Source organism: Mycobacterium sp. PSTR-4-N (assembly GCF_022348085.1).
Classification (GTDB): domain Bacteria; phylum Actinomycetota; class Actinomycetes; order Mycobacteriales; family Mycobacteriaceae; genus Mycobacterium.
Genome location: NZ_JAKRFN010000001.1, coordinates 468737 through 489866, shown reverse-complemented (window position 1 = coordinate 489866; position 21130 = coordinate 468737). Strand labels below are relative to the sequence as shown.

The 21130-nt window shown below is 68.8% G+C and carries 17 protein-coding genes; 5 read left to right on the top strand and 12 right to left on the bottom strand.

Features of this window, described 5'->3' with window-relative positions; genetic code table 11:
- The 6 genes from MHN84_RS02345 to MHN84_RS02320 all read right to left on the bottom strand — a co-directional run bounded on the left by MHN84_RS02345 (nucleotide 1) and on the right by MHN84_RS02320 (nucleotide 11730).
- Nucleotides 1-846, bottom strand: a complete 846-nt coding sequence (locus MHN84_RS02345; protein WP_241203015.1) for an ABC transporter permease — start codon at nucleotides 844-846, stop codon at nucleotides 1-3.
- Nucleotides 846-1694, bottom strand: coding sequence for an ABC transporter ATP-binding protein (locus MHN84_RS02340; protein WP_241203014.1), 849 nt, complete (start codon nucleotides 1692-1694; stop codon nucleotides 846-848). Before MHN84_RS02340 ends, MHN84_RS02345 begins: the two co-directional genes overlap by 1 nt.
- Nucleotides 1691-7174, bottom strand: coding sequence for a type I polyketide synthase (locus MHN84_RS02335; RefSeq protein WP_241203013.1), 5484 nt, complete (start codon nucleotides 7172-7174; stop codon nucleotides 1691-1693). The genes MHN84_RS02340 and MHN84_RS02335 overlap by 4 nt, the downstream gene beginning before the upstream one ends.
- Nucleotides 7171-8931: an NAD(P)/FAD-dependent oxidoreductase gene (locus MHN84_RS02330; RefSeq protein WP_241203012.1), complete on the bottom strand. Its 1761-nt coding sequence runs from the start codon at nucleotides 8929-8931 to the stop codon at nucleotides 7171-7173. The genes MHN84_RS02335 and MHN84_RS02330 overlap by 4 nt, the downstream gene beginning before the upstream one ends.
- Before the next feature lie 317 nt (nucleotides 8932-9248).
- A complete protein-coding gene (locus tag MHN84_RS02325; protein WP_241203011.1) occupies nucleotides 9249-10070 on the bottom strand; it encodes an SDR family NAD(P)-dependent oxidoreductase in 822 nt (273 codons plus the stop codon).
- A gap of 115 nt (nucleotides 10071-10185) precedes the next feature.
- Nucleotides 10186-11730, bottom strand: a complete 1545-nt coding sequence (locus MHN84_RS02320; RefSeq protein WP_241203010.1) for an aldehyde dehydrogenase family protein — start codon at nucleotides 11728-11730, stop codon at nucleotides 10186-10188.
- Between the two features lie 82 nt (nucleotides 11731-11812).
- Between MHN84_RS02320 and MHN84_RS02315 the strand changes: the two genes are divergently transcribed.
- Nucleotides 11813-12283 (top strand): Lrp/AsnC family transcriptional regulator, encoded by a 471-nt coding sequence (locus MHN84_RS02315; RefSeq protein WP_241203009.1) that lies wholly within the window; start codon nucleotides 11813-11815, stop codon nucleotides 12281-12283.
- A 49-nt stretch (nucleotides 12284-12332) separates the two neighbouring features.
- A complete protein-coding gene (gene lat, locus MHN84_RS02310) occupies nucleotides 12333-13685 on the top strand; it encodes an L-lysine 6-transaminase (RefSeq protein WP_241203008.1) in 1353 nt (450 codons plus the stop codon).
- Here lat and MHN84_RS02305 read toward each other — a convergent pair.
- Nucleotides 13654-14214, bottom strand: coding sequence for a restriction endonuclease (locus MHN84_RS02305; protein ID WP_241203007.1), 561 nt, complete (start codon nucleotides 14212-14214; stop codon nucleotides 13654-13656). The two genes, lat and MHN84_RS02305, sit on opposite strands and share 32 nt — an antisense overlap.
- Before the next feature lie 79 nt (nucleotides 14215-14293).
- On the opposite strand from MHN84_RS02305, the gene MHN84_RS02300 reads away from it, so the two are divergent.
- On the top strand, nucleotides 14294-14662 hold the full coding sequence (locus MHN84_RS02300) for a hypothetical protein (protein ID WP_241203006.1): 369 nt from the start codon (nucleotides 14294-14296) through the stop codon (nucleotides 14660-14662).
- A 41-nt stretch (nucleotides 14663-14703) separates the two neighbouring features.
- Here MHN84_RS02300 and MHN84_RS02295 read toward each other — a convergent pair whose 3' ends face one another.
- From MHN84_RS02295 to MHN84_RS02280, 4 genes are read right to left on the bottom strand one after another with little or no spacing between them, the layout of a single operon-like run.
- Nucleotides 14704-15288 (bottom strand): carbonic anhydrase, encoded by a 585-nt coding sequence (locus MHN84_RS02295; RefSeq protein WP_241203005.1) that lies wholly within the window; start codon nucleotides 15286-15288, stop codon nucleotides 14704-14706.
- A gap of 26 nt (nucleotides 15289-15314) precedes the next feature.
- On the bottom strand, nucleotides 15315-15650 hold the full coding sequence (locus MHN84_RS02290) for a P-II family nitrogen regulator (protein WP_241203004.1): 336 nt from the start codon (nucleotides 15648-15650) through the stop codon (nucleotides 15315-15317).
- Nucleotides 15647-18193 (bottom strand): DUF2309 domain-containing protein, encoded by a 2547-nt coding sequence (locus MHN84_RS02285; RefSeq protein ID WP_241203003.1) that lies wholly within the window; start codon nucleotides 18191-18193, stop codon nucleotides 15647-15649. Before MHN84_RS02285 ends, MHN84_RS02290 begins: the two co-directional genes overlap by 4 nt.
- Nucleotides 18190-19593: a proton-conducting transporter membrane subunit gene (locus MHN84_RS02280; protein WP_241203002.1), complete on the bottom strand. Its 1404-nt coding sequence runs from the start codon at nucleotides 19591-19593 to the stop codon at nucleotides 18190-18192. The genes MHN84_RS02285 and MHN84_RS02280 overlap by 4 nt, the downstream gene beginning before the upstream one ends.
- Before the next feature lie 103 nt (nucleotides 19594-19696).
- Between MHN84_RS02280 and MHN84_RS02275 the strand changes: the two genes are divergently transcribed.
- A complete protein-coding gene (locus MHN84_RS02275) occupies nucleotides 19697-20047 on the top strand; it encodes a winged helix-turn-helix transcriptional regulator (protein WP_255729739.1) in 351 nt (116 codons plus the stop codon).
- A gap of 56 nt (nucleotides 20048-20103) precedes the next feature.
- On the opposite strand, the gene MHN84_RS02270 is transcribed toward MHN84_RS02275, so the two are convergent.
- The gene (locus MHN84_RS02270; protein WP_241203000.1) at nucleotides 20104-20340 is read right to left on the bottom strand and encodes a CsbD family protein; all 237 of its coding nucleotides are present in this window, start codon (nucleotides 20338-20340) and stop codon (nucleotides 20104-20106) included.
- A 313-nt stretch (nucleotides 20341-20653) separates the two neighbouring features.
- On the opposite strand from MHN84_RS02270, the gene MHN84_RS02265 reads away from it, so the two are divergent.
- Complete coding sequence (locus tag MHN84_RS02265; RefSeq protein ID WP_241202999.1) at nucleotides 20654-21085, top strand: ATP-binding protein; 432 nt, start codon at nucleotides 20654-20656, stop codon at nucleotides 21083-21085.
- Nucleotides 21086-21130: the final 45 nt, after the last annotated feature.

The window sequence follows — 21130 nt, the reverse complement described above, 5'->3', positions numbered from 1 at the left end:
TCAGCGCGTCTCCGACCACCGGAACACCTTCAGGCAGGCCAGCAGACCGATCACGGTCCACGCCGCGAGCACCCAGAAGATGCGTTCGTGCTCCCAACTCCCGGCCGGTTCGAAGGCCTCCATCTCCGGCGGCAACAGCACCGACCGGAACCCCTGTGCCATCCACTTCACCGGGAACAGCGAGCCGATGGTGAGCATCCACGCGGGCAGCACCATGATCGGGACGTAGGTGCCCGAGATGAACTGCAGGCTGACCGCGGGCCCGTTGGTCAGCACGGCGGCCGAGACGGCATTGTTGGCGACGTTGCTGATCAGGATGCCCAGCAGCGAGCAGCTGGTGATGCCGAGCGCGAACACCCAAGCCAGAGTGAGCCATTCGTCGATCCCGGTCGGCAGTCGCAACCCGAAAGCGAACAGTCCGACCGCGAGCAGGATCACGGCCTCGGCGATACTGGCGAAGGCGACGAGGGCGATCTTGCCGACGAAATAGGACGTCGCGGTCGCGGGGGTGCCGCGGAGGCGCCGCAGCGCACCGGTCTCCCGGTCGGCGGCGACGCTGATGCCGAGGTTGATGAAGGACGTCGACAGGATCCCGTAGGCCAGCATGCTGGCGGCGATCACCGCGCTCGTGGACGTGCCGGCGCCCGCAATCGGCTCGGAGAAGATCGATCCCAGCAGCAGGCAGATGATCGCGGGCATCGAGAAGGTCAGCACCAGCTGTTCGGGGCGCCGGTAGAACATCTTCAGTTCGGGGATGATCCGGGACACTCCGATGCGCAGCGGGGAGGGCAGCGCGACGGTGGATCGCGAGCTGTGGCGGGCTCTCGATTGCGACGAGGCGGTCATCACGTCGCGCCGATCAGCTGGAGATAGGCGTCTTCCAGGCTGGGCCGGGTGATCGTCAGCGCGGTGAGTTCGCCGCCATCTGCGGCCTGCTGGCGGACGAATTCGGTAGGACGGTCGGTGTGCACGATGCGTTCCTGCCCGCGCTCGAGCCAGCGAACGGTCGCGGTCGTGTGCGCCGCGGTCAGACGGTGTGGCGTGTCGACGGCCACCAGACGTCCGGCGGCGATGACGGCGACCCGGTCGGCCAGTGCGGCGGCCTCCTCGAGGTAGTGCGTGGTGAGCACGATCGTGGTGCCGTCAGCGGCGAGAACGCGGATCAGGTCCCAGAATTGGCGCCGCGCCTCGGGGTCGAAGCCAGTGGTCGGCTCGTCCATGAAGAGCAGTTCCGGACCTGCGATGATGCCCAGTGCGACGTCGAGCCGGCGCCGTTGCCCGCCCGACAGGGTGCGCACCCGTGCGGACTTCTTCGCCGCCAGCCCAACGAGATCCAGCACGTCGCCCAACGCGCGAGCTCTGCTGTAGCACTGACCGAACATGCGCATGGTCTCCGCCACGGTCAGCGTGCCGAAGTCACTCGCGTCCTGCAGCACGATGCCGATGCGCGCCCGCCAGGTCCGATCGGCGGTGCCGGGGTCCTCGCCCAGCACGCGCACGTCGCCGGCGTCCCGTCTCCGGTGTCCTTCGAGGATCTCGATAGTCGTCGACTTGCCCGCACCGTTGGGGCCGAGAATCGCGACCACCTCACCGTGGGCGACGTCGAGATCGACCTCGCGTACCGCCAGCACCGGACCGTAGGACTTGCTCAGCCCTCGAATGTGCACGGCGGGCGCGAGGTCTGCTGCGGTCACTGCGCGTCCGCACCTCCCTCGATGTCGGCCAGCAGAGCCCGCAGCTCGTCATCGGACAGTGTGGCGATCAGCTCGTCGAGGTCGTCGGCAGCCGGGGCCTCGGCGGCTTCTGCCTCGGCTTCGGCCTCAACACTGTCGGCGTGGATCTCCCGCAGTTCGGCGAGGATCCGGGTGGCGAGCGAGTTCACGGACACACCGCGCAGGATCTCGAGCACCGGCAGGTCGATCGAGAACATCGTGTTGATGCGCACCCGGAACTCCATCGCCATCATCGAGTCCAACCCGAGGTCGTCGAGCATCGCGTCCGGTTCGACATCGTCTGCCGCGCAATCGAACACCGTGGCAACGATGCTTCGGACATGCTCCGTGACGACGGGCAGCCGCTCACCGTCAGGCAGTGCGGACAGGGTGTCGATCAGCGACGCCGCACCGGCACCTGCCGCGGCGTCGCCGCCGGCTTCGAGGTCACGGTAGATCGCCGGCAGGCGCGAGCCGAAGCCCTGACGGGCCCGGTTCCAGTCCGCGGTGATCGCGACCACGTGAGCCACTTTCTGGGTCAGCAGGCGGTCGAGGATCCGGACGCCCGCACCCGGGGTGATCAACTCGATACCTCGGTTGGCGTAGATCTTCTCGAGCTTGAGTTCCTCGACCATTCCGACCGACCACGGCCCCCAGCCGATAGTCAGCGCGGGCAGGCCCCGGGCGCGACGGTGGTGGGCGAACGCGTCGAGGAACGCGTTCGCAGCGGCATAATTGGCCTGCCCGGGGGAGGCGATCACCGAGCCTGCCGAGCCGAACATCACGAAGAAGTCCAGGTCCTCTTTCTCGAAGGCGTTGTGCAGCAGTCGAGTACCGATGACCTTGGGTGCCATGACGGTGGCGAAGTCCTCTTCGGTCATGCTGACCAGAAGGCGGTCGTCGACCGATCCGGCGGCGTGCACGATGCCGCGGATCGGCGGGCCACCCGCGCGGTCGTGCTCGTCGCGCCAGCGTTCCACCTGCTCGGCGTCGGTGATGTCGACCGCGACGCACCGCACGTGGGCGCCGAGTCGTTCGATGTGGCGGATCGTCTGGACGGTCGCGTGCTGGCCGTCCGTGGGGTCCAGATGGGGCCATCCGGCGCGCGGCGGGAGTTCGCGGCGGCTCAGCAGCGTGATGTGTCGAGCCCCGCGCTCGGCGAGGTACACCGCCACACTGCGCCCGAGTGCACCGGTGCCGCCGGTGATGACGTAGCCGGCGGTGGCGTCGAGTTTGGTGGGAAAGGGTTTGGTCAGGTCGGGGCACGGAAGCAGACGCGGGGCGAGCATGCGGTCGCCCCGCAGGGCGATCTGGTCCTCGGCCTCTGTGTCGAGGAGGTGTGCGTAGAGGCGTTCGGCGACCAGATCGGGATCGTCGGCGTCGTCGATGTCGATGAGGCCGCCCCACATCTCGGGGAACTCCTGGTGTCCGATTACCCGGCCCAGACCCCACACGGTCGCCTGGTCGACGGCGAGTTCTTCGGTGCCCAGCGCCGGCTGGGCGTTGGCGGTGACGATGTGCACACGCGGTGGCGGGCCGTCGCGTCCGGCGAGGGAGTTGACCGTGTGGAGCAGGGCGTGCACGCCGAGTCGGTGATCGGAGCCGGTGTAGATGTCGATCGGCCAGAAGTCGACGAGTGCGGCTATCTCGCCCCGGTGGTGTATCTGCTCGATCAACTCCCGAAGCTGTTCTCCGCGTTGAGGATCGACGGCATATCCGGTGTCGGTCTCGGAGATGGCGGGCACCGACTGGTGTGCGACCTCGACCACCGGGTGCCCGTCTGCGGTGAGCCGCCGGGCGAGTGCCGACCCGAAACCGATGGTGTCGCCGAGGATCACCCAGGTTCCCTGGGGTTCGGCGGGCGTGCCCTGCACCGGCGGGCAGTCACCCCACTGGACGCTGAAGAGGCCTCGGTCGATCCGTTCGGTCGACATGGCCGACGAGGCGCTCAACGACTGCACCGTGAATCCCTGCAGGACCACCAGGGTCTGGCCGAGGCGATCGACCACCGTGATGTCGCTCTCGATCTCCTCGCGGGTGGCCGAGACGACGTTCACGTGGACCGTCATGTCGGATTCGGGACGCCCGTAGACCGCGCACCGCCGGATTCGGGTCGGCAGATACGTTGCCTGCGAGGCATCGTCGGCCACCGTGGACGTTCCGAAGAGACTTTGCAGAGCACCGTCGAGCAGTGCCGGATGGAACGAGAAGGCGTCGATGTCGTGGCCGACCGTGGCGGGAACACGCAGCCGGGCCCGCGCCCACCCGTCGCCGCCGACGACGTCACGCACCGGGCGGAACGCGTCACCGTAGCCGAAACCGAGTGCGGTGGTGCGTGTGTAGAACTCGTCGGAATCCAGTGTGGCGACGGAGAGTTCTTCTGCCCCGTGATCGTGGGCCGGCACTGACGGCAGGATGTTCAGTTCGGCCGTCGCGGTCACGATCCAGCCGAAATCGCCGTCGCCGATGCCGGTGAACGCGGTGAACTCGATCTTGCCGTCGTCCTCGTTCAATGTGGTGCGCACCAGCGGATCGCAGCTGTCGTCGAGCAGGAGCGCCCGGTGCAGCACGAGATCATCTACGCTACAAGCAGTTCCGTAGGTCTCCATGGCCGCCGCGAGCGCCATCTCGAGGTAGACGGCGCCGGGTACCACGACTGTGCTCTGGACCTGGTGGTCTGCCAGGAAGGGCAGCGACACCACGCTGAGCTCGACCTCCCAGGTGGGGTGCGCGCCCGTCACCGGCTGGCCGAGGAGCGGGTGCACCGGCGTGTAGTGCAGGTCTTCGGCCGCCTCCTGCGTCTCGTGCCAGAAGCGTTTCGACTGCCACGGGTAGGTCGGTAGCGTGACCAGAGTGCCGGCGGGATACACTGCCTGCCAGTCGATGTCGTGGCCGAGACCGTACAAGGCTGCCACCCCACCCAGCAGGGTGCGGGCGTCGTCGTCGCCTCGACGCTGCGTCGCCACCACCGCGACGGGCTGCGATCCTGCGGCCTCCAGAATCGACGACGCCAGCACGGGATGCGGACCGAGCTCGACGAAATGAGTGAAGCCGTCGTCGAGCATCCGCCGCGCGGCAGCCTCGAAGAGCACGGTGGCGCGGCAGTTCTGCCACCAGTACGCGGCACCGGCGGTGTACTCGGTGAGTTGCTCCCCGGTGACGGTCGAATACAGCGGGATGCGTGCGGGTGTCGAGGACAACCCGTCGAAAGCGCTGAACAGATCGTCGCGGATGAGGTCCATGTAGTGCGTGTGGTAGGGCACCTTCACCGCGAGGTGGCGGTGGAAGACCTCCGCTTCGTCGAGTTGCCGCACGATGTCGGCGAGTACGTCCTCGTCGCCGGCCACCGTCACGGCGAACGGGCTGTTGATCGCGGCGATCGACACCCGCTGCCCGAACTCGGCCACGATGTCGGCGTCGAGGGTCTGCATCAGCGTCTCGGCGCTCAGGCCCACCGCGAGCATGCGGCCCATGCCGGTGGTGCGCTGCTGCAGGCGGCTGCGGTGATAGATCACCTCGACGGCCTGCTCGAAGGTCAGCAGTCCGGCGAGGTGATGTGCCGCCACTTCGCCGGCGCTGTGCCCGATCACGGCGTCGGGCTTCACGCCGAAGTGGGCGAGTTGCTCAGCCAGGGCGATCTGGACGGCGAAGTTGGCGGGCTGGGCTACCTCGGTCTCACCCATCCGCGACTCGGTTTCGTCACGGCGGAGTTCGGTGAGCAGCGACCAGTCGGTGTAGCGGGAGAGTTCGCGATCGGTGCGCTCGATGCTCGCCGCGAACACCGGATGGGTGTCCAGCAGGCCGCGGCACATCTTCCACCACTGCGGGCCCATGCCAGTGCAGACGAAGGCCAGCTTCGGCGCCTCGGTCCCGGTGCGGGGGATCGCCGATTCACCGCCGGTGTCGGCCAGTTTGAGCAGTTCCTCGCGGGCTTCACCGATGTCGGCGACGGTCAGCGCGCGGCGGTGGCTCAGATGGCTGCGGCGCCGGCTCAGGGTGTGACCCAGATCTGCCAGGCCGGTGTCGGGGTGGGCCCGCAGGTGGTCGGCCAGTTGGCGGGCCGTGGCAGCGAGCGCTTCCGGGGAGCGTGCGGACACGGGGAGGAGGGTGAGCCCCTCGGCCGTCGCGGTGGCGTCGGGCTGCGATGTGGCGGTGGGGGGTTCGGCGATGACGACGTGAGCGTTGGTGCCGCCGAATCCGAACGAGTTGACGCCCGCGATCCGTCGCTGCCCAGCCGGGAAGGGCACGGTGGTGCGTGGGATGTCGAGGTGGAGTTCCGCGAGCGGGCTGCTCGGGGTCTTCAGGTGCAGGCTGGCGGGAATCTGGCCGTGCTGCAGGGTGAGCGCGGCCTTGATGAGTCCCGCGACACCGGCGCCGGCTTCGAGATGGCCGATGTTCGTCTTGACCGATCCGATCAGCAGCGGGTTCTCGGGCGTCCGGTCCACCGCGAGTGCGCTTGCCAGGGCGCGGGTTTCGACCGGGTCCCCGACTGGGGTCCCGGTGCCGTGGGCTTCCACGTAGCCGATGTCGGTCGGCCCGACACCGGCCCGCTCGAGCGCCGTGATGATCGCGGCGCGCTGGGCGTCTTCGCTCGGAACCGTGATGCCGTCGGTGTGACCGTCCTGGGTGACGGCAGAGCCCAGGATCTGGGCGTAGATCCGGTCACCGTCGCGCACCGCGTCCTGCACCGGCTTGAGGACGACGACGGCGCCGCCTTCTCCTCGGGCGTATCCGTCGGCCGATGCGTCGAAGGCCTTGCAGCGTCCGTCGGCGGAGAGGAAGCCGCTCTTGGATTCGGCGATCGCCGTGTTGGGGCCCACGATGACGTTGACCCCGCCGGCCAGCGCCAGCCGGCAGTCACCATTCCAGATGCTCTGCGCGGCAAGGTGAACGGCGACGAGTGAACTCGAGCACGCGGTGTCGACGGCCATGCTCGGACCGCGGAAGTCGAACGCGTAGGAGATGCGATTGGCGAGCATCGTCATCATCATCCCGGTCGCCGAATGCGGCTTGAAGCGGAATCGGCTGGTGCGGCCCTGGTTCTGCAGCAGCTGATAGTCCAGCGTGAAACCGCCGATGAACACCCCGACGTCGGTGCCGGCCAGCGTGTCGGCAGGAATCCCGCCGTCCTCCAGGGCTTCCCAGGTGGCATGCAACAGCAGTCGTTGCTGCGGGTCGAGCAGGTTGGCCTCGCGAGGGGAGATGCCGAAGAACGCCGCGTCGAACTGATCGATCTCCTCCAGGTATCCACCCCGGCGGGTGACCATCTTCCCGGCCTTACCCGCTGCTGGATCATGGAATCGCGGTGCATGCCAGCGGGACTCGGGTACCTCGCGGGTGGCGTCGACTTCGTCGAGCAGCAGGCGCCAGAAGTCGTCGGGGGAGTCGACACCACCGGGCAGTCGGCATCCGATGCCGACGATCGCCAACGCCTCCCGGTCGTCGCGGTGGGCTGGGCTCATCGGGCTGCCGCGGTGCTCAGCACCCATCCGGTAGAGATGGGGTCGATCTCCTGCTGTTCACGGAAGACGGTGCGCAATTCGCGCAGCAGCCCGTCACGCTGCCATGCCTGCGCCTGGGCCATCACGTCGTCGTCGGAGAACCGAGACGCCTTGTCGCTCATGACATCGTCGACGACCTGGCCCGCGATCTGTCGCAGCAGCAGCGCGTTGGCGTCGAACTGTTCGCGGACCGCATCCGATGTGCCCATCATCGCGTGGTGCAGCGTGGCCATGAAGTTCAGCGGAACGTAGAGGTCGACGAATCGGGCGGGGGCAGGATCGTGCTCGACGGCGGCCCACTCGCGGAAGAACAGCTGCATCCGGTTGCTCAGGTCGATCAGGCCCTGCAGGTAGGGCACCAGTTCGGGATCGTCGGCCACCTGGGTGAAACGATCGTTGCTGTAGAGGAATCCGATGAAGCCCCAGTAGAACGCGATGTCCCAGATGACTTTCACCGCCATCACCGTCGGTGACCCCATCAGCACGTACTGGTCGCGGTAGATGTTGCACCACATGTCGGTCAGTGAGCGGAACATCGAGTCGCCGATGGCAGCGCGGGCGATGACGTCGGCTCCGTCGAGGTCACGGGTGATCATGTCGGTCACCAGACCGTTGCCGATCGCGACCAGGTCGAGGCCGGAGGAATAGAGCGGGTCCAAGAAGACGCCGGCATCACCGGTCAGGCACCAGCGGGCCTGCCCGTCGTAGACCTTGGCAGCCGTGTGGCTGTACTGCTTCATCACCCGGAAGTCTTTGATCTGTCCGGCGTTCTCGTCGAGGACCGCGGCGCACTGCGGTTCGCGCTCACGCAGCCACACCAGGGCCTTGTCGAGCGTGTTGAACCCGTCGAAGGGGTGAAAGGCCGGATCGGCCACGATGCCGACACTGGTTGCGCCGGAGGCCAACCGGATCAACCACACCCAGTATCCCTCGCCCATCAGATGGTTCGTCGAGTACTCGCGCCGCCCTTCGGAGAGCCGGGCGTGCCACGAGGGGTCGTCGCTCCACTGCCCGACGTCGATCTCGGTGGCGATGCGCAGCCATGCGGCGTTGCAGTGGTGTCCGTTGGCTCGCTTCAGGTCGAGCTCACGGGGCAGCAGACGGTTTCGTCCGGAGGCGTCGACGACCCAGCGGGCCGTCCGCTCGATCACATCGTCGTCACGCTGGATGGTCACCCGGTGCGGCGCCTCCGAGCCGCCCAGCGCCACCGCCCGCGCTCGCCCGGTCAGGAACTCGACACCCTCGGCCACGCAGCGCCGGTGCAGTTCGTTCTCCAGCCTGCCGCGGTCGATCTGATAGGTGGTCTGCGGAACGAATGCGCTGCTGCCGACCTCGACGCGCCGGCTGATGTCGGTGTTGTCGTCCTGGCTGAAGAACATCCGCAGGCCCATCTTGCGGATCTGGTGGTTCTGGAGGTGATCGGCCAGGCCGAGCCGCTCGCGCAGGTAGTGCGCCGAGATCTCGACGGTCGATTCGCCGACGGTGTGGGTGATCTCGGGGACCGGGTGCGGGCTGGGTTCGACGACGAGGATGCGCGTGCCGGGGCGGATGGAGCGCAACTCGAGGGCGAGTGTCAGGGCGGCAATTCCGCCGCCGACGATCGCGACATGATGATCGCTCGTGTCGTCGTCGCGGGCTGCGAGCCGGGTCTTGATGCGGCGCGCGAGGGCGTCGCGTGCTGTCTCGTCGAGTTGTGACAGCTGCGCTCGAACGTCCACAGTCGTCCTTTCTTCGTGGAGCCCAAACGGGTGTCCAGAGTTCGGAGATTACACGCGGCGCAGCCCCCACCGGGGGCGATGAAACGAGCCGACGAGGCGGTGTACAGGGGGCGCGGTGGGGGCTCCGGCGGCGGGGGTTGCAGCAGGGGATCACCGGTTGTTGCGCAGCGGTCGGCTCGTGTTAGCGGACGCAGTACGCGGTGTGATCTAGCTGGTGCGACTACTGGCTGTGATTTTGCTGTGAGGTGACCATCGGCGTGCGGGGCGCAATCACACAGGGACGGTGTCGGTGGCGACAGGTCGTAGAGGTGACGGGATTATGACGTCTCGTCCCGGGCGCGCAGCGCGCGCTGATACCGCCGCATCCCCGAGATCCACCGGTCGTAGTCGCCGCCCTTGTGCCGGTACATGTCCAACAGTTCGGGGTGCGGCAGCACGAGGAATCGGTCGGCGAGCATCGCGTCGATGGTCGCCGTCGCCACGTCGTCGGCGGTGAGCACCGCGGCGGACTGTTCGATCGACGAGGCGCCGAGCCGTGCATCCGGGTCTTCGGTGCTGCGAACTGCTTGCAGCAGTGGTGTTTCCACTCCGAGCGGGCACACGCAGCTGACCCCGATGCCGTCGTCGCCGTAGGTGATCGCCAGCCACTCCGCGAACCCGACGACGGCGTGCTTGCTCACCGCGTACCCGGCCGCTCCGAGCTGGGTCAACAACCCCGCCGCCGAGGCCACCGAGACGAAGTAGCCCGCACCCTTCGATTGCCAGTGCGGCACAAGCAGTCTCGCGGCGCGGATGTGCGCGCGCAGGTTGACATCGAGGATCGCGTCCCAGTCCTTCTCGGTGCCGAGCCCGGGCCGTCCGATGATGCCGGCGTTCGCGATGTAGATGTCGACGGGGTCGAATTCGCGGCCGGCCAGCGTGATCATGCCCTCGATGTCGACGACGTCGGAGGCGTCGGCCCTCAACCCGATGGCCTGACCACCCTGTGACCGGATCGCCTCGGCGTGGGCATGCGCGCCCGCTTCGTCGAGGTCGCCGAGGACCACCCGCACGCCGCGGGCGGCGAGCCCGGTCGCGAGCGCCGCACCGATGCCCGACCCCGCGCCGGTGACGATTGCGACCTTGCCGTCTAGTTCCATAGCCACGATTCTCGACGGCGAGCGCGCGCAGAATGTACGCCCGGCGCGGCGTGTCGGCGTACAAACCCTCCCCCGCAAGCGGGTGGTGCCCCCAGCGCTCGCGGCATGAGGGGGCCTAGCCGAAGTGGACGCCCTGGGCCAGGGGGAGCTCCGTGGAGTAGTTCACGGTGTTGGTGGCCCGGCGCATGTACGCCTTCCACGCATCCGAGCCGGACTCGCGGCCGCCCCCGGTTTCCTTCTCACCGCCGAACGCGCCGCCGATCTCCGCGCCCGAGGTGCCGATGTTGACGTTGGCGATGCCGCAGTCCGACCCGTCGGCGGCCAGGAACCGCTCGGCCTCGCGGACGTCGAGAGTGAAGATCGCCGAGGAGAGACCTTGGGGGACAGCGTTGTTCATTGCGATGGCCTCGTCGAGCGTCTCGTAGGTCAGCACGTAGAGGATCGGCGCGAAGGTCTCGAGGTGCACCACCTCGCTCTGCGCGGGCATCCGCACCACCGCTGGCCGGACGTAGAACGCGCCCTCGTCTCCGACGTCCACCCGATCCCCGCCGATCACCTCGCCGCCCTCGGCGGCCGCCTGCTGCAGCGCGCCGACCATGTCGCGGTAGGACCTCTCGTGGATCAGCGGGCCGACCAGCGTGCCTTCGGCGGCAGGGTCGCCGACCGGCAGCTGCTCGTACGCCGCGACGATCCGGGCCACCAGCTCGTCGGCGATCGACGAGTGCACGATCAGCCGGCGCAGCGTCGTGCAGCGCTGACCGGCGGTGCCGGCGGCGGAGAACACGATGCCGCGCACCGCGAGGTCGAGGTCGGCCGACGGGGTGACGACGGCGGCGTTGTTGCCGCCGAGTTCGAGCAGGACCTTGCCGAAGCGCTGCGCCACCCGCGGCCCGATCTCGCGGCCCATGCGCACCGACCCGGTCGCCGACAGCAACGCGACGCGGCGGTCGTCGACCAGCTGCTCGCCCACCTCGCGGCTGCCCTGCACCAGCTGGGAGACGCCGGTGGGCGCGCCCACGTCGGCGCAGGCGCGGGCCAGCAGCGCGTGGCAGGCGATCGCGGTCAGCGGCGTCAGTTCCGACGGCTTCCACACCACGGTGTCACCGCAGACCAGCGCCACCGCGGTGTTCCACGCCCACACCGCGACGGGGAAGTTGAACGCGGTGATGACGCCGACGACGCCGAGGGGATGCCAGGTCTCCATGAGCCGGTGTCCTGGCCGTTCGGAGGCGATGGTCTTGCCGTAGAGCTGGCGGGACAGGCCGACGGCGAACTCGCAGATGTCGATCATCTCCTGCACCTCGCCCAGTGCCTCGGAGGTGATCTTGCCCGCTTCGATCGTCACCAGGGTGGCCAGCGCGTCCTTGTGTTCGACCAGCAGCCGGCCCAACCGGGCCACCAGCGCGCCGCGCACCGGGGCGGGTGTGGTCCGCCAGATGGCGAAGGCGTCGGCGGCCGCGGCGATCGCCGCGTCGACCTCGTCGGTGGATGACTCGGTGACGGTGAACAGCACGTCACCGTTGATCGGGGAGCTGGCGGTGATGCCGCCGGCGTTCGGCGCGGCCAGGGCCACCCGGGCGCCCACCGCGTCGAGCGCCTCCTGCACCCGGGCACGCAAGTCATCGGAGGTGGGGAGCGCGGACAAGACGGTGGAGGTCATGAGGCGGCGGCTTTCTCGTAGAGGTGGTGGGGGTCGCGGCGGATGTGGTTGTCAGGCACGGGTCCTCCGATACAGTGCGGCCATGACCGGGCCCGACGAATGCCAGCCGCTCGACGAGATCGACCGTGTGCTGGTCCGCGAACTCGTCTCCGACGGGCGCGCCACCCTGGCGCATCTGGCGGCGACCGCGGGGCTGTCGGTGTCGGCGGTGCAGTCGCGGGTGCGCCGGCTGGAATCGCGAGGCGTGGTGACCGGATACACCGCCCGGATCAATCCCGAGGCGGTCGGCAACATGCTGTCGGCGTTCGTGGCCATCACCCCTCTCGATCCGTCGCAACCCGACGACGCCCCCGCCCGACTGGAACACATCTCCGAAATCGAGGCGTGCTACTCGGTGGCCGGTGACGACAACTATGTGCTGCTGGTCCACGTGAAGTCGGCCCGGGCGCTGGAAGGCCTGCTGCAACGCATCCGCACCGCGGCCGACGTCAAGACCCGCAGCACGATCATCTTACATAAATTTTATAGCGACAGGCGCTTCATACCGGACTAGTCACGGTCAAGACTGGTGCAAACGGGAAAAATTCCGTTAGGATTCCGCCATGACCGATGTTCTGGCGGCTCCCGCTGTCGCGTCCCGGATCACCCCCGATGACGTCCGCCCGGTGCTGGCTCGCAGCATCCTGGCCGACGGGCTGGACCTCGTGCTCGACGTCGAGCGTTCGCGAGGGTCCTATCTGATCGACGCGCGGTCCGGTCGCGGCTATCTGGACATGTTCACGTTCTTCGCGTCGTCGGCGCTGGGCATGAACCATCCGGCCCTGGCCGACGACGAGCAGTTCCGCGCGGAGCTGACCGCGGCCGCGCTGAACAAGCCGAGCAACTCCGACGTCTACAGCGTGCCGATGGCCCGCTTCGTGGAGACATTCGCCCGCGTTCTCGGCGACCCGGCGCTGCCGCACCTGTTCTTCGTCGACGGTGGGGCGCTGGCCGTCGAGAACGCGCTCAAGGTCGCGTTCGACTGGAAGAGCCGGCACAACCAGGCGCACGGTCGCGACCCGGAACTGGGCACCAAGGTGCTGCATCTGCGCGGCGCCTTCCACGGCCGCAGCGGGTACACGATGTCGTTGACCAACACCGATCCCAACAAGGTCGCGCGCTTCCCGAAGTTCGACTGGCCCCGGATCGACGCGCCTTACCTGCGGGCAGGGGCCGACGTCGAAGCGCTGGAGGCCGAATCGCTGCGCCAGGCCCGGGCCGCGTTCGAGGCCGCGCCGCACGACATCGCCTGCTTCATCGCCGAGCCGATCCAGGGCGAGGGCGGCGATCGACACATCCGGCCACAGTTCTTCGCCGCGATGCGTGCGCTGTGCGACGAGTTCGACGCGTTGCTGATCTTCGACGAGGTGCAGACCGGCTGCGGGATCACCGGAACAGCCTGGGCCTACCAGCAATTGGGGGTGCAGCCCGACGTGGTGGCGTTCGGCAAGAAGACGCAGGTGTGCGGCGTGATGGCAGGCGGCCGTGTCGACGAGGTGGCCGACAACGTGTTCGCGGTGAGCTCGCGGATCAACTCCACGTGGGGCGGCAACCTCGTGGACATGGTGCGCTCGCGCCGCATCCTCGAGGTCATCGAAGCCGAGGGGCTCTTCGAGCGCGCCGCCGACAACGGTCGCTATCTGCTCGAGCGTCTGGACGAGGTGGCGGCCGCGTTTCCCGCGCTGGTTCGCGACGTGCGCGGGCGCGGCCTGATGTGTGCGTTCAGCCTGCCGGGGGCGGAGCTGCGGGACACGTTGGTGGCCCAGCTCTGGGATGCCGGGGTGATCATGCTCGGGTGCGGAGCCGACAGTGTCCGGTTCCGGCCGGCGCTGACGGTGTCGCGCGGGGAGATCGACGCCGCGGTCGACGCGGTGCGCGCGGTGCTCAGGTCGATGTCGGTTCGATCGGCCGGGTGAGCCGGCGGATCGTCGAGCGCAGCCGCGGGAGCTCGTCCCCACCCACCAGCTCGCACCCGTGAAGCTCGGCGAGTTTCCGTGCCGCAGGGGTGAACTGGTGGTTGGTGACGACCATGGTGCGTGTGCAGTCCTGCATCGGCGCGCCCGCCACCACCTCTTGGACGGCGCCGGTGCCGACCGGGCGTGACTGCCGTTTGCACTGCACCGCGAGGCGATAGGGCCGGTGCCCGACGATCAGGTCGACGCCCCAGTCGCCGGAGAGCGGTGTCATGATTACCGGCACCCCGACCGAGCGTGCGATGCGGGCCACGTAATCCTCGAACTCGGTGCCCGACATCTCGTCTCGGGCATGGGTCTCCCGGGCGCCCGGGGTGGCCGCGCCGACAACGACGGCCGCGACGAACCCGGGCACCAGCGGTGCGGCGATCGCGATGAACAGACACCACCACGGGGACACACCCGACAGCGCCGCGCCGACTCCGGCGGCGATACCGAGCGCGCCCGCCAGGCGCCACCGAGTCCGCGTCACCACCGGATCGTAAACAGCGGCGGTGACACGGCGGCCCACCGACGTTTACCAGTGCAGATCACTGGGAAGTCACGATCCCATGACGGACCTGTCGGGCCACGAGCGCCGGTCGGGCATCGGTTACGCCGACCGAGTGGCGGATCGTGGTGTGCGCGACGCCGTGCGCACCGGGCTCGGTTTCGCGGCGGCGGGTCTGCTGTTCCTCCTCACGGCGTCACTGTGGATGAGCACCTGCACCGGCTCCACCATCGACGCAGTCGCCTGCGGCGCTCCACAACAGGCAGGCGCCGTCGTCGGCGCGCCCCTCATCCTGCTGGTGGGTGGCGCGGTGGCCCTGCTGCGCGGGGCGCGGGTGCAGCGCGAGACGCCGGCATGGTGGGCCTGGCAGGTGGCCGGGTGGACGCTGATCGTCCTGATGGCGACCACCGCCGTCCTCGCCGTGGCGTAGCTGTCAGTACACCCAGCCCCCGCCCGAACCACGCCCCGGCGTCAAACCATCTCCACCAGAACGCCGTTGGTTTCCTCGACGCCGAGCGTCGCGTGCACCCGGATCGCTCCGTCGGAGGGGTTCACGGTTGCGCAGACGATGCCGCATTCGCCGCGATCTACCCTGCGGGCCAACGCCGGGGAGCGCTGCGTGAGGCCCAGGCCGGTCTCGACGATGTGGGCTGAGGCCACCGACTCGACGGAATCGGCTGCGGCGCCGCGCCGCACGACCGACAGCAGCGCATGCTCGACGGCGCTGCGCATCGCGCCGTCGGGGAGTTGGGCCTGTTGCCATGCCCGCAGCGCGGCGGTCATCGCGGGGCAGTCGTCGTGGCCCAGCACCACCACGAGCGGGACGCCCAGCGCCTCGACCGCGTACTCGAGGCTGGCCAGCACGCTGGTGTCGACGGTGTGCCCCCAGGTGCTGACGTCCAGCAGCGCGCCGGCGGACTGGCCGAACACGGTCTCGCTGCTGATACCGGCGTCGGCGCAGCGGAACACCGCCGCGACCGGTCCGTCGCCGGGTGCGGGTACCCCGGCCTTCAGTTTCTGCCAGACGGTCGTCGCGTCCGTGGTGTCGTGTGCCATGTCGTTCTTTTCCTTTCGTGGGTTTCTCAGCTGAAGTACTCGGGGCGGCTGACGTAGGTCTCGGTCACGAACAGCACGCCGGGGGAGGAGTCGAGGAGTCGGCGTAGTCCGGCGAGCAGCGCCTCGACCTTGTCGTCGGGCACCACGGTGATGATCAGTTCGAGGGTCGCCTGCTGGTTGAACAGCAGCCGGCCCTGGTGGTAGCCGTGGTGGCCGAGGCCGGAGACTCCGGACAGGCTGGTGAAACCGGTGGCGCCGGCACCGGCGATCAAGTCCCGCACCGCTGCGGCGTCCTGTCCGGAGACGACGACCTCGACTTTGGTCATCCGGGTGAGGGCGTTGGGTGTCGTAGAGGGTGTCACGGGATCATCTCCTTGTCTCCTGGGGTGTCTTGTGGAGTTGCTGCACGCGTGTCGAGCCACGTGCGCCAACCAGTCCGGGTGCGACGACGCCAGCTGTCGTGGGCGTGCTCGCGCGCGGCGAGGGTGACCCAGTCGTTGTCGAACAGTTGCCGCAGCAACGGGTTGCGCTCGATCACGGTGTCGATGCGCGACAGCGGAGCCTGGATCACCGCGAGCAGACGTTGCGGTTCATGAATCAGCTTGTCGCCGTAGCGAACCGACTGCCGGGGCAAGCCGAGGCGTAGATCTCCGACGTGCCCGGAGAGCACCCCGGCATCGCCGACGACGTTGTGGATCGTCTTGCTGCCCGCGCCGAACGCATCGGGTGCGACCGTCGAGAAGTAGTACTGGCAGTTGATCCACTGCGCGACCACCAGCGGTGCGGTCATGATGGTTTCCAGCGCGGTGCCGTCGACATCGACGTCGGCGTCGTAGGAATGCAGGAAAGCGCGGCGCTGCAGGTCGATTCCGGTGCTGATGGCTCGGGGGCCGATGATGAACGCGGCGTTTCCCGCCAGTCCCCATTCGGGGTACACCTGCGCCCAGTCCAGCGACCGCGCGGTGACATGGCGCGCGGCCCTGGCCGACGTTCGCCGACGCGGGGCGCCGGGCAGCGCAGCGCACCGCTCGGCGGCCAGCGCCTCACCCGCATGGGCGAGGTCGGCTTCCAGCCGGGTGATGTCGTCACGATGGGTCGTCGGGATCAGATGATGGTCGAGCACCATGACCCGGTCGGTGGCGGTGTCGTGGTCGGCGGCGACGACCAGAGTCTGCGTCGGGATGTCGATTCCGTTGTCCCGCAATTCGTCACGCACCGCGGGGTCATTGAGGATCAGCGCCGCGGTCCGCGCGTTCGGCCCGCCGCCCTGCCCACCGCAGGCGCCGCAGTCCAGCGATGCCTGGTACGGGTTGTTCTCCGTCGTGCTGTGATGCCCGCACAGCACCAGCAGGCGGCCGAAGTCGCGGACCAGCCCGATCGACTGCAGTACGGTCTGCGCGAACAGGACTCGCTCGCCCAGCGGCATCCCGTCGATCGCGAGCACGGTTGCCGTCGGAGGCGCGATGACCTTCCGCAGGCGGTGGCGGACCTTGCCGACGGCGCCCGGCGCCGCGGTCTTCGCCACGGCCAGCGGCGCCGCGAGCCAACCGGCCGCTTCGGCGAGCGTGAAGGGCCCCGTCAGGGATTGTTTGGCGGTGTGGAACGCGGTCTCGGCGGCGGCCAGCCCTGTCGCACCGCGGATCTCACGCGTCGGGTCGGCCGCGGCGTGTTCGGTGACGTCGTGGTTGGGAGAGATCAGCACCGGGCAGAGGTCGGCAGAGTCGCCGCCGAGCAACCCGGTGAACCGGATCGCGACTGCGAAGAATCCCGCGAACCCGAAAGTCTCGTAATCGCCGCGGCTCTCGAGATGCCGGCGAAGCCCCTCCGAGCGGGTGTCGATGCAGGTGACCAGCTGAGTGTGTGCCGCAGCCCGGGGGGACGGCGTCGTGTCGGCCAGCTCGGTGAGCAGCCCGTCCTGGTAGTGGGCCTCGAACGCCTGCTGCCACACCATGGCCCGGGCGGCCACCGGCATCGCGGCCAGAATCCGTGCCGCCGCGGTCAAGTCACTCTCCGGGATCGCGACCCCGGTCGAGGTGGCCAGCAGCTGGGCGGCGCGGTCGCGCGCGGTGGGCGTCGACGACCGGCGCGGTTCGTCCGCCGGTGCGGGCGACGGCTCCGGCACGAACGCGACCTCGTAACTCAGCCGCATCGCCAGGTACTGCAGCAGGTCGATACCCGCGGCGCGGTCGGCTCCCCACTGGATGTGGGCGGCCCAGCCCGGTAACCGGGTCAGGTGCGCCTGCAGGTAGGTGACGCGCTCGTCGTCGCCGACACCCAGGGCGTCGAGCGCGCGCAGGACCGCGTCGTCGGCGCGTTCGGGCAGCGCGGTCAGCCGGCGGCGCACAGCGCGCGGCAGCGTCCGTTCGGTGCGGACCAAATCGCGCCATGCGGGGTAGAAACCCTTGTCGCGTCCCGGCATCGGCCAGCTCCCGCCGCCGAGGAACGCGGCACACCAGGTCGCGGCGTGGGCGTCGATGTCGGCGGCGACCCGGGCCGAGATGCGCTCGGCGTGAGTGGTGAAGCGGCGCAGCGGTTCTGGCGCTGTCTGACCGTGCAGCAGGTCCGACCGCAGCAGCTCGATCGCCGTCATGGTGCGCCCGGCCAGCTGCAGGTCCGGCTCGTCAGCCAGGTTCGGGTGACGTCGCATCAGCACGGCGTCGAGATCGGCGTCGGTGATGCGGCCCTGCCGGTGCAGCGCCCGGTAGAGCTCTTCGGAGAGCGTGCCGCGCATTCCGTACACGTCGCTCGCACGGCGCACCGCCTGCTCGAAGGGCATGGTCTGCAAGCCGGCGAGCGGGTTCACCGCGATGAAGGTGCCGAGCGGGTAGTGGGTGGGCAGCGCGCGGGCGGCCAACCGGATATCGCTGCGGAGTTGGGCACGCCGGGAGGCGACAGCGGTGGTCATCGAAGGGCTCCTGTCGGGTGAAGGGTTCCTGCGGACAGTGCGTGGGTGTAGAGCCGCGGTGAGGCGCGCAGGCTGGCCACGGCACCCAGCACGATCAGCGCGGCGGCGATCACGGCCCACACCGTGGCCGCCGAGGCGCCCGGCCCGGGCAGCGCCGGTTGCAGGTACCGGCTGAGGACGCTGACCACCGCGACGTAGGCGATCGCGGCCGGTACCAGCAGTGCGGCCGCGCCGGCGAGGCCTCCGATCGTGGGTTGGCGGCGCAGCCACCCCCACAGTGCGATCGACCCGGTCACCCAGGCGAAGACGAGAAGGGCGAGTTCCGCGGCGTGTCCTTCCTGCCAGGTCGGCACCAGCACCACGCCGATGCCGAGGGCCAGCGGTGGCAGCAGCGCCGCGCCGGCGGCGATGCTCCAGCGTCGCGGCCGGGAGGGATCGCGCGGCGGAGCGAGAACGTGGTGCCTGCGGTGCCGGGCGATCGCCGAGCCGGAGGACAGGAACAGCGTCGCCTTGTAGAAGCCGTGGCCCATCAGGTGGATCACCGCGGCGGCCCACAGCCCGAGCCCGCAGGTCAGCATCATGAAGCCCATCTGCGCCATCGTCGAGTAGGCAAGTGCGCCTTTGATGTCGGGCCGGACGAGCATCAACACCGCGCCGTAGGCCATCGAGGCCAAGCCGGCGGCGATGACGATTCCGGCAGCCAGGGCAGTGTTGAGCGCGCTGAGTTTCACCAGCAGCACACCGCCGCCGTTGACCACCCCGGCGTGCAGCAGCGCCGACACCGGGGTGGGCGCCGCCAGCGTGGCCGGCAACCAGCGATGGAAGGGGATCTGGGCGGAGCGGGACAGGGCGGCGGCGACGATGAGCACCGCGATCACAGGACGTGCTGCCTCGCCGGCGAATTCGTGTAATGCCACGGCGAGCCACAGCGCACCGTCGCCGACGGCGAAGGCCAGTACCGTGCGCCGCACCCCGTCGCGGGCCGCCGGCAGCTCGCGGTAGGTGGCCAGCAGAAGGCAGAGCGCCAGACCGACCCCGGTCCAACCGAGGGCAAGCCCGACGAAGGTGGTGGCCGACGCCATCGCGGCGGCGGCTGACGTCAGAAGCAGTGCGCCACAGGTGAACCACGTGGCGCGATCATCGCCGGCCAGATAGCGCACCGCGAAACCTTGTGCGACAGAGGACACTCCGAAGATCAGCAACAGGAGCGCGGCCGCGAGATGGTCCTGTGCCATCGGCGCGTTCACGATGGCGATCACCAGTCCGGCCGTCGCAGTGGCGGTTCCGAGGCGTGCGACGACGCGCGGGGCGCGACGCCCCACGATCGCGGCGACCGCAGCCACGAGGGCGGGGACGACGATCAGCGCCGCCAGGGCCGAAGTCGCGAGTGCATCAGACATGCGAAGTAAATTACGTGTATTACGTATCGCGTGTCAAGCTTCGTAAATTGTGACGGAGGTCAAATGCCGAACCGTGCTCTGTGCATCACCTATGCTGTGGCCGATGCCCGCCTCACGGAGAAGCCCTGGCAAGGTGGCACCGCATGTGGCGGCAGCCCCTCCCGTCGCCGACGTCGCACCGTCGGCGCGGACGTGGACGTTTTTGACCAATCACGGGCACGTGCTTCTCTGTCTCGCGCAGGGGCAGTCGCTGACCGCACGCGAGTTGAGCGTGCTGATCGGCATCACCGAACGGTCGGTCCAGACGATCCTCGCCGACCTCATCGCCGACGGATACGTCACCAAGTCGAAGGTCGGCCGTCGCAACAACTACACGGTCAACCGAGACGGGCGGATGCGCCACCCGGTGGAAGCCGCGCACACCGTCGGTGAGTTGATCGACGCGCTGACCTGACCCGGAACGACAACAGGCCCGACCGGAGAGTCCGGTCGGGCCCGTCGAGAGTCCTCTTACTGGTTGGCTTCCTGGCGCTCCTCGGCAGCCTTGGCGCCGGCACGAGCCGATTCGGCCTCGGCTTCTTTCTCCGCGACCTCGCGCTGAGCGTCGGCCTTGTCCTGCTGGGCCTCACCCTCGCGCTTCAGGTCGTCACGGCCGGCGACAGTGCCGACAGCCTCCTTGGTCTTTCCCTTGACGTCCTCGACGACGCCCTTGATGCCCTCTTCGGGACCGCTGTTCTTGTCAGTCATGATCACCTTTCGGCTGGGTTTCCGAGTTCTGACTCCGACATAGGGCCGGCCCGCGTGGGCTTCCCCGCGCCGCGGGGCCCAAACGGGTGACGCGCGTCTCTTCGCGTCCTCTCAGATTGCGCCTCGACGCAACGCCTTTCGGCCCCGAGTTTGCCGTTTTGGGGCCTGGGGTATGGATTCCGCACCATGTCAAGAACAGTTCATCGGCGGCGCGCGCACACGGATTCGACGCTCGTCGATACGAGCCGGAGCACCCATGGCTAGCAGTGACGCGCCCTGGGGTAGTCTCGCGGGGAAGTTTTCGGGAGGTCAGATGGCGCAGGGCGCGAGCCACGTCAATGGGAATCGGCACAGCGCCCAGTCCGTGGAGCTGCGTGTCGCGGCGACGCTGGAGAACCTGGCGGTGCTTCGCACGCTGGTCGCCGCGATCGGCACCTTCGAGGATCTCGACTTCGATGCGGTCGCGGATCTGCGGCTGGCCGTCGACGAGGCCTGCACCCGGCTGATCAGGTCCGCCGTGCCCGATTCGACGTTGCTGCTGGTCGTGGATCCGCAGCCCGAGGCGTTGGTCGTGCACGCGTCGACCACGTGCGACAGCCCCGATATTCTCGCTCCCGGCAGCTTCAGTTGGCATGTCCTGAGTTCGCTGACCGACGAGGTCACGACGTTCTCCGATGGTCAGTCGCCCGCAGGTCAGGTTTTCGGCATCTCGATGACGACAAGGCGAGCGAGTTCGTTGCAGTGACGCGTTCGTCCTCCCAGGGTTCGTCTTCGCGATCGAGCTCTGAAT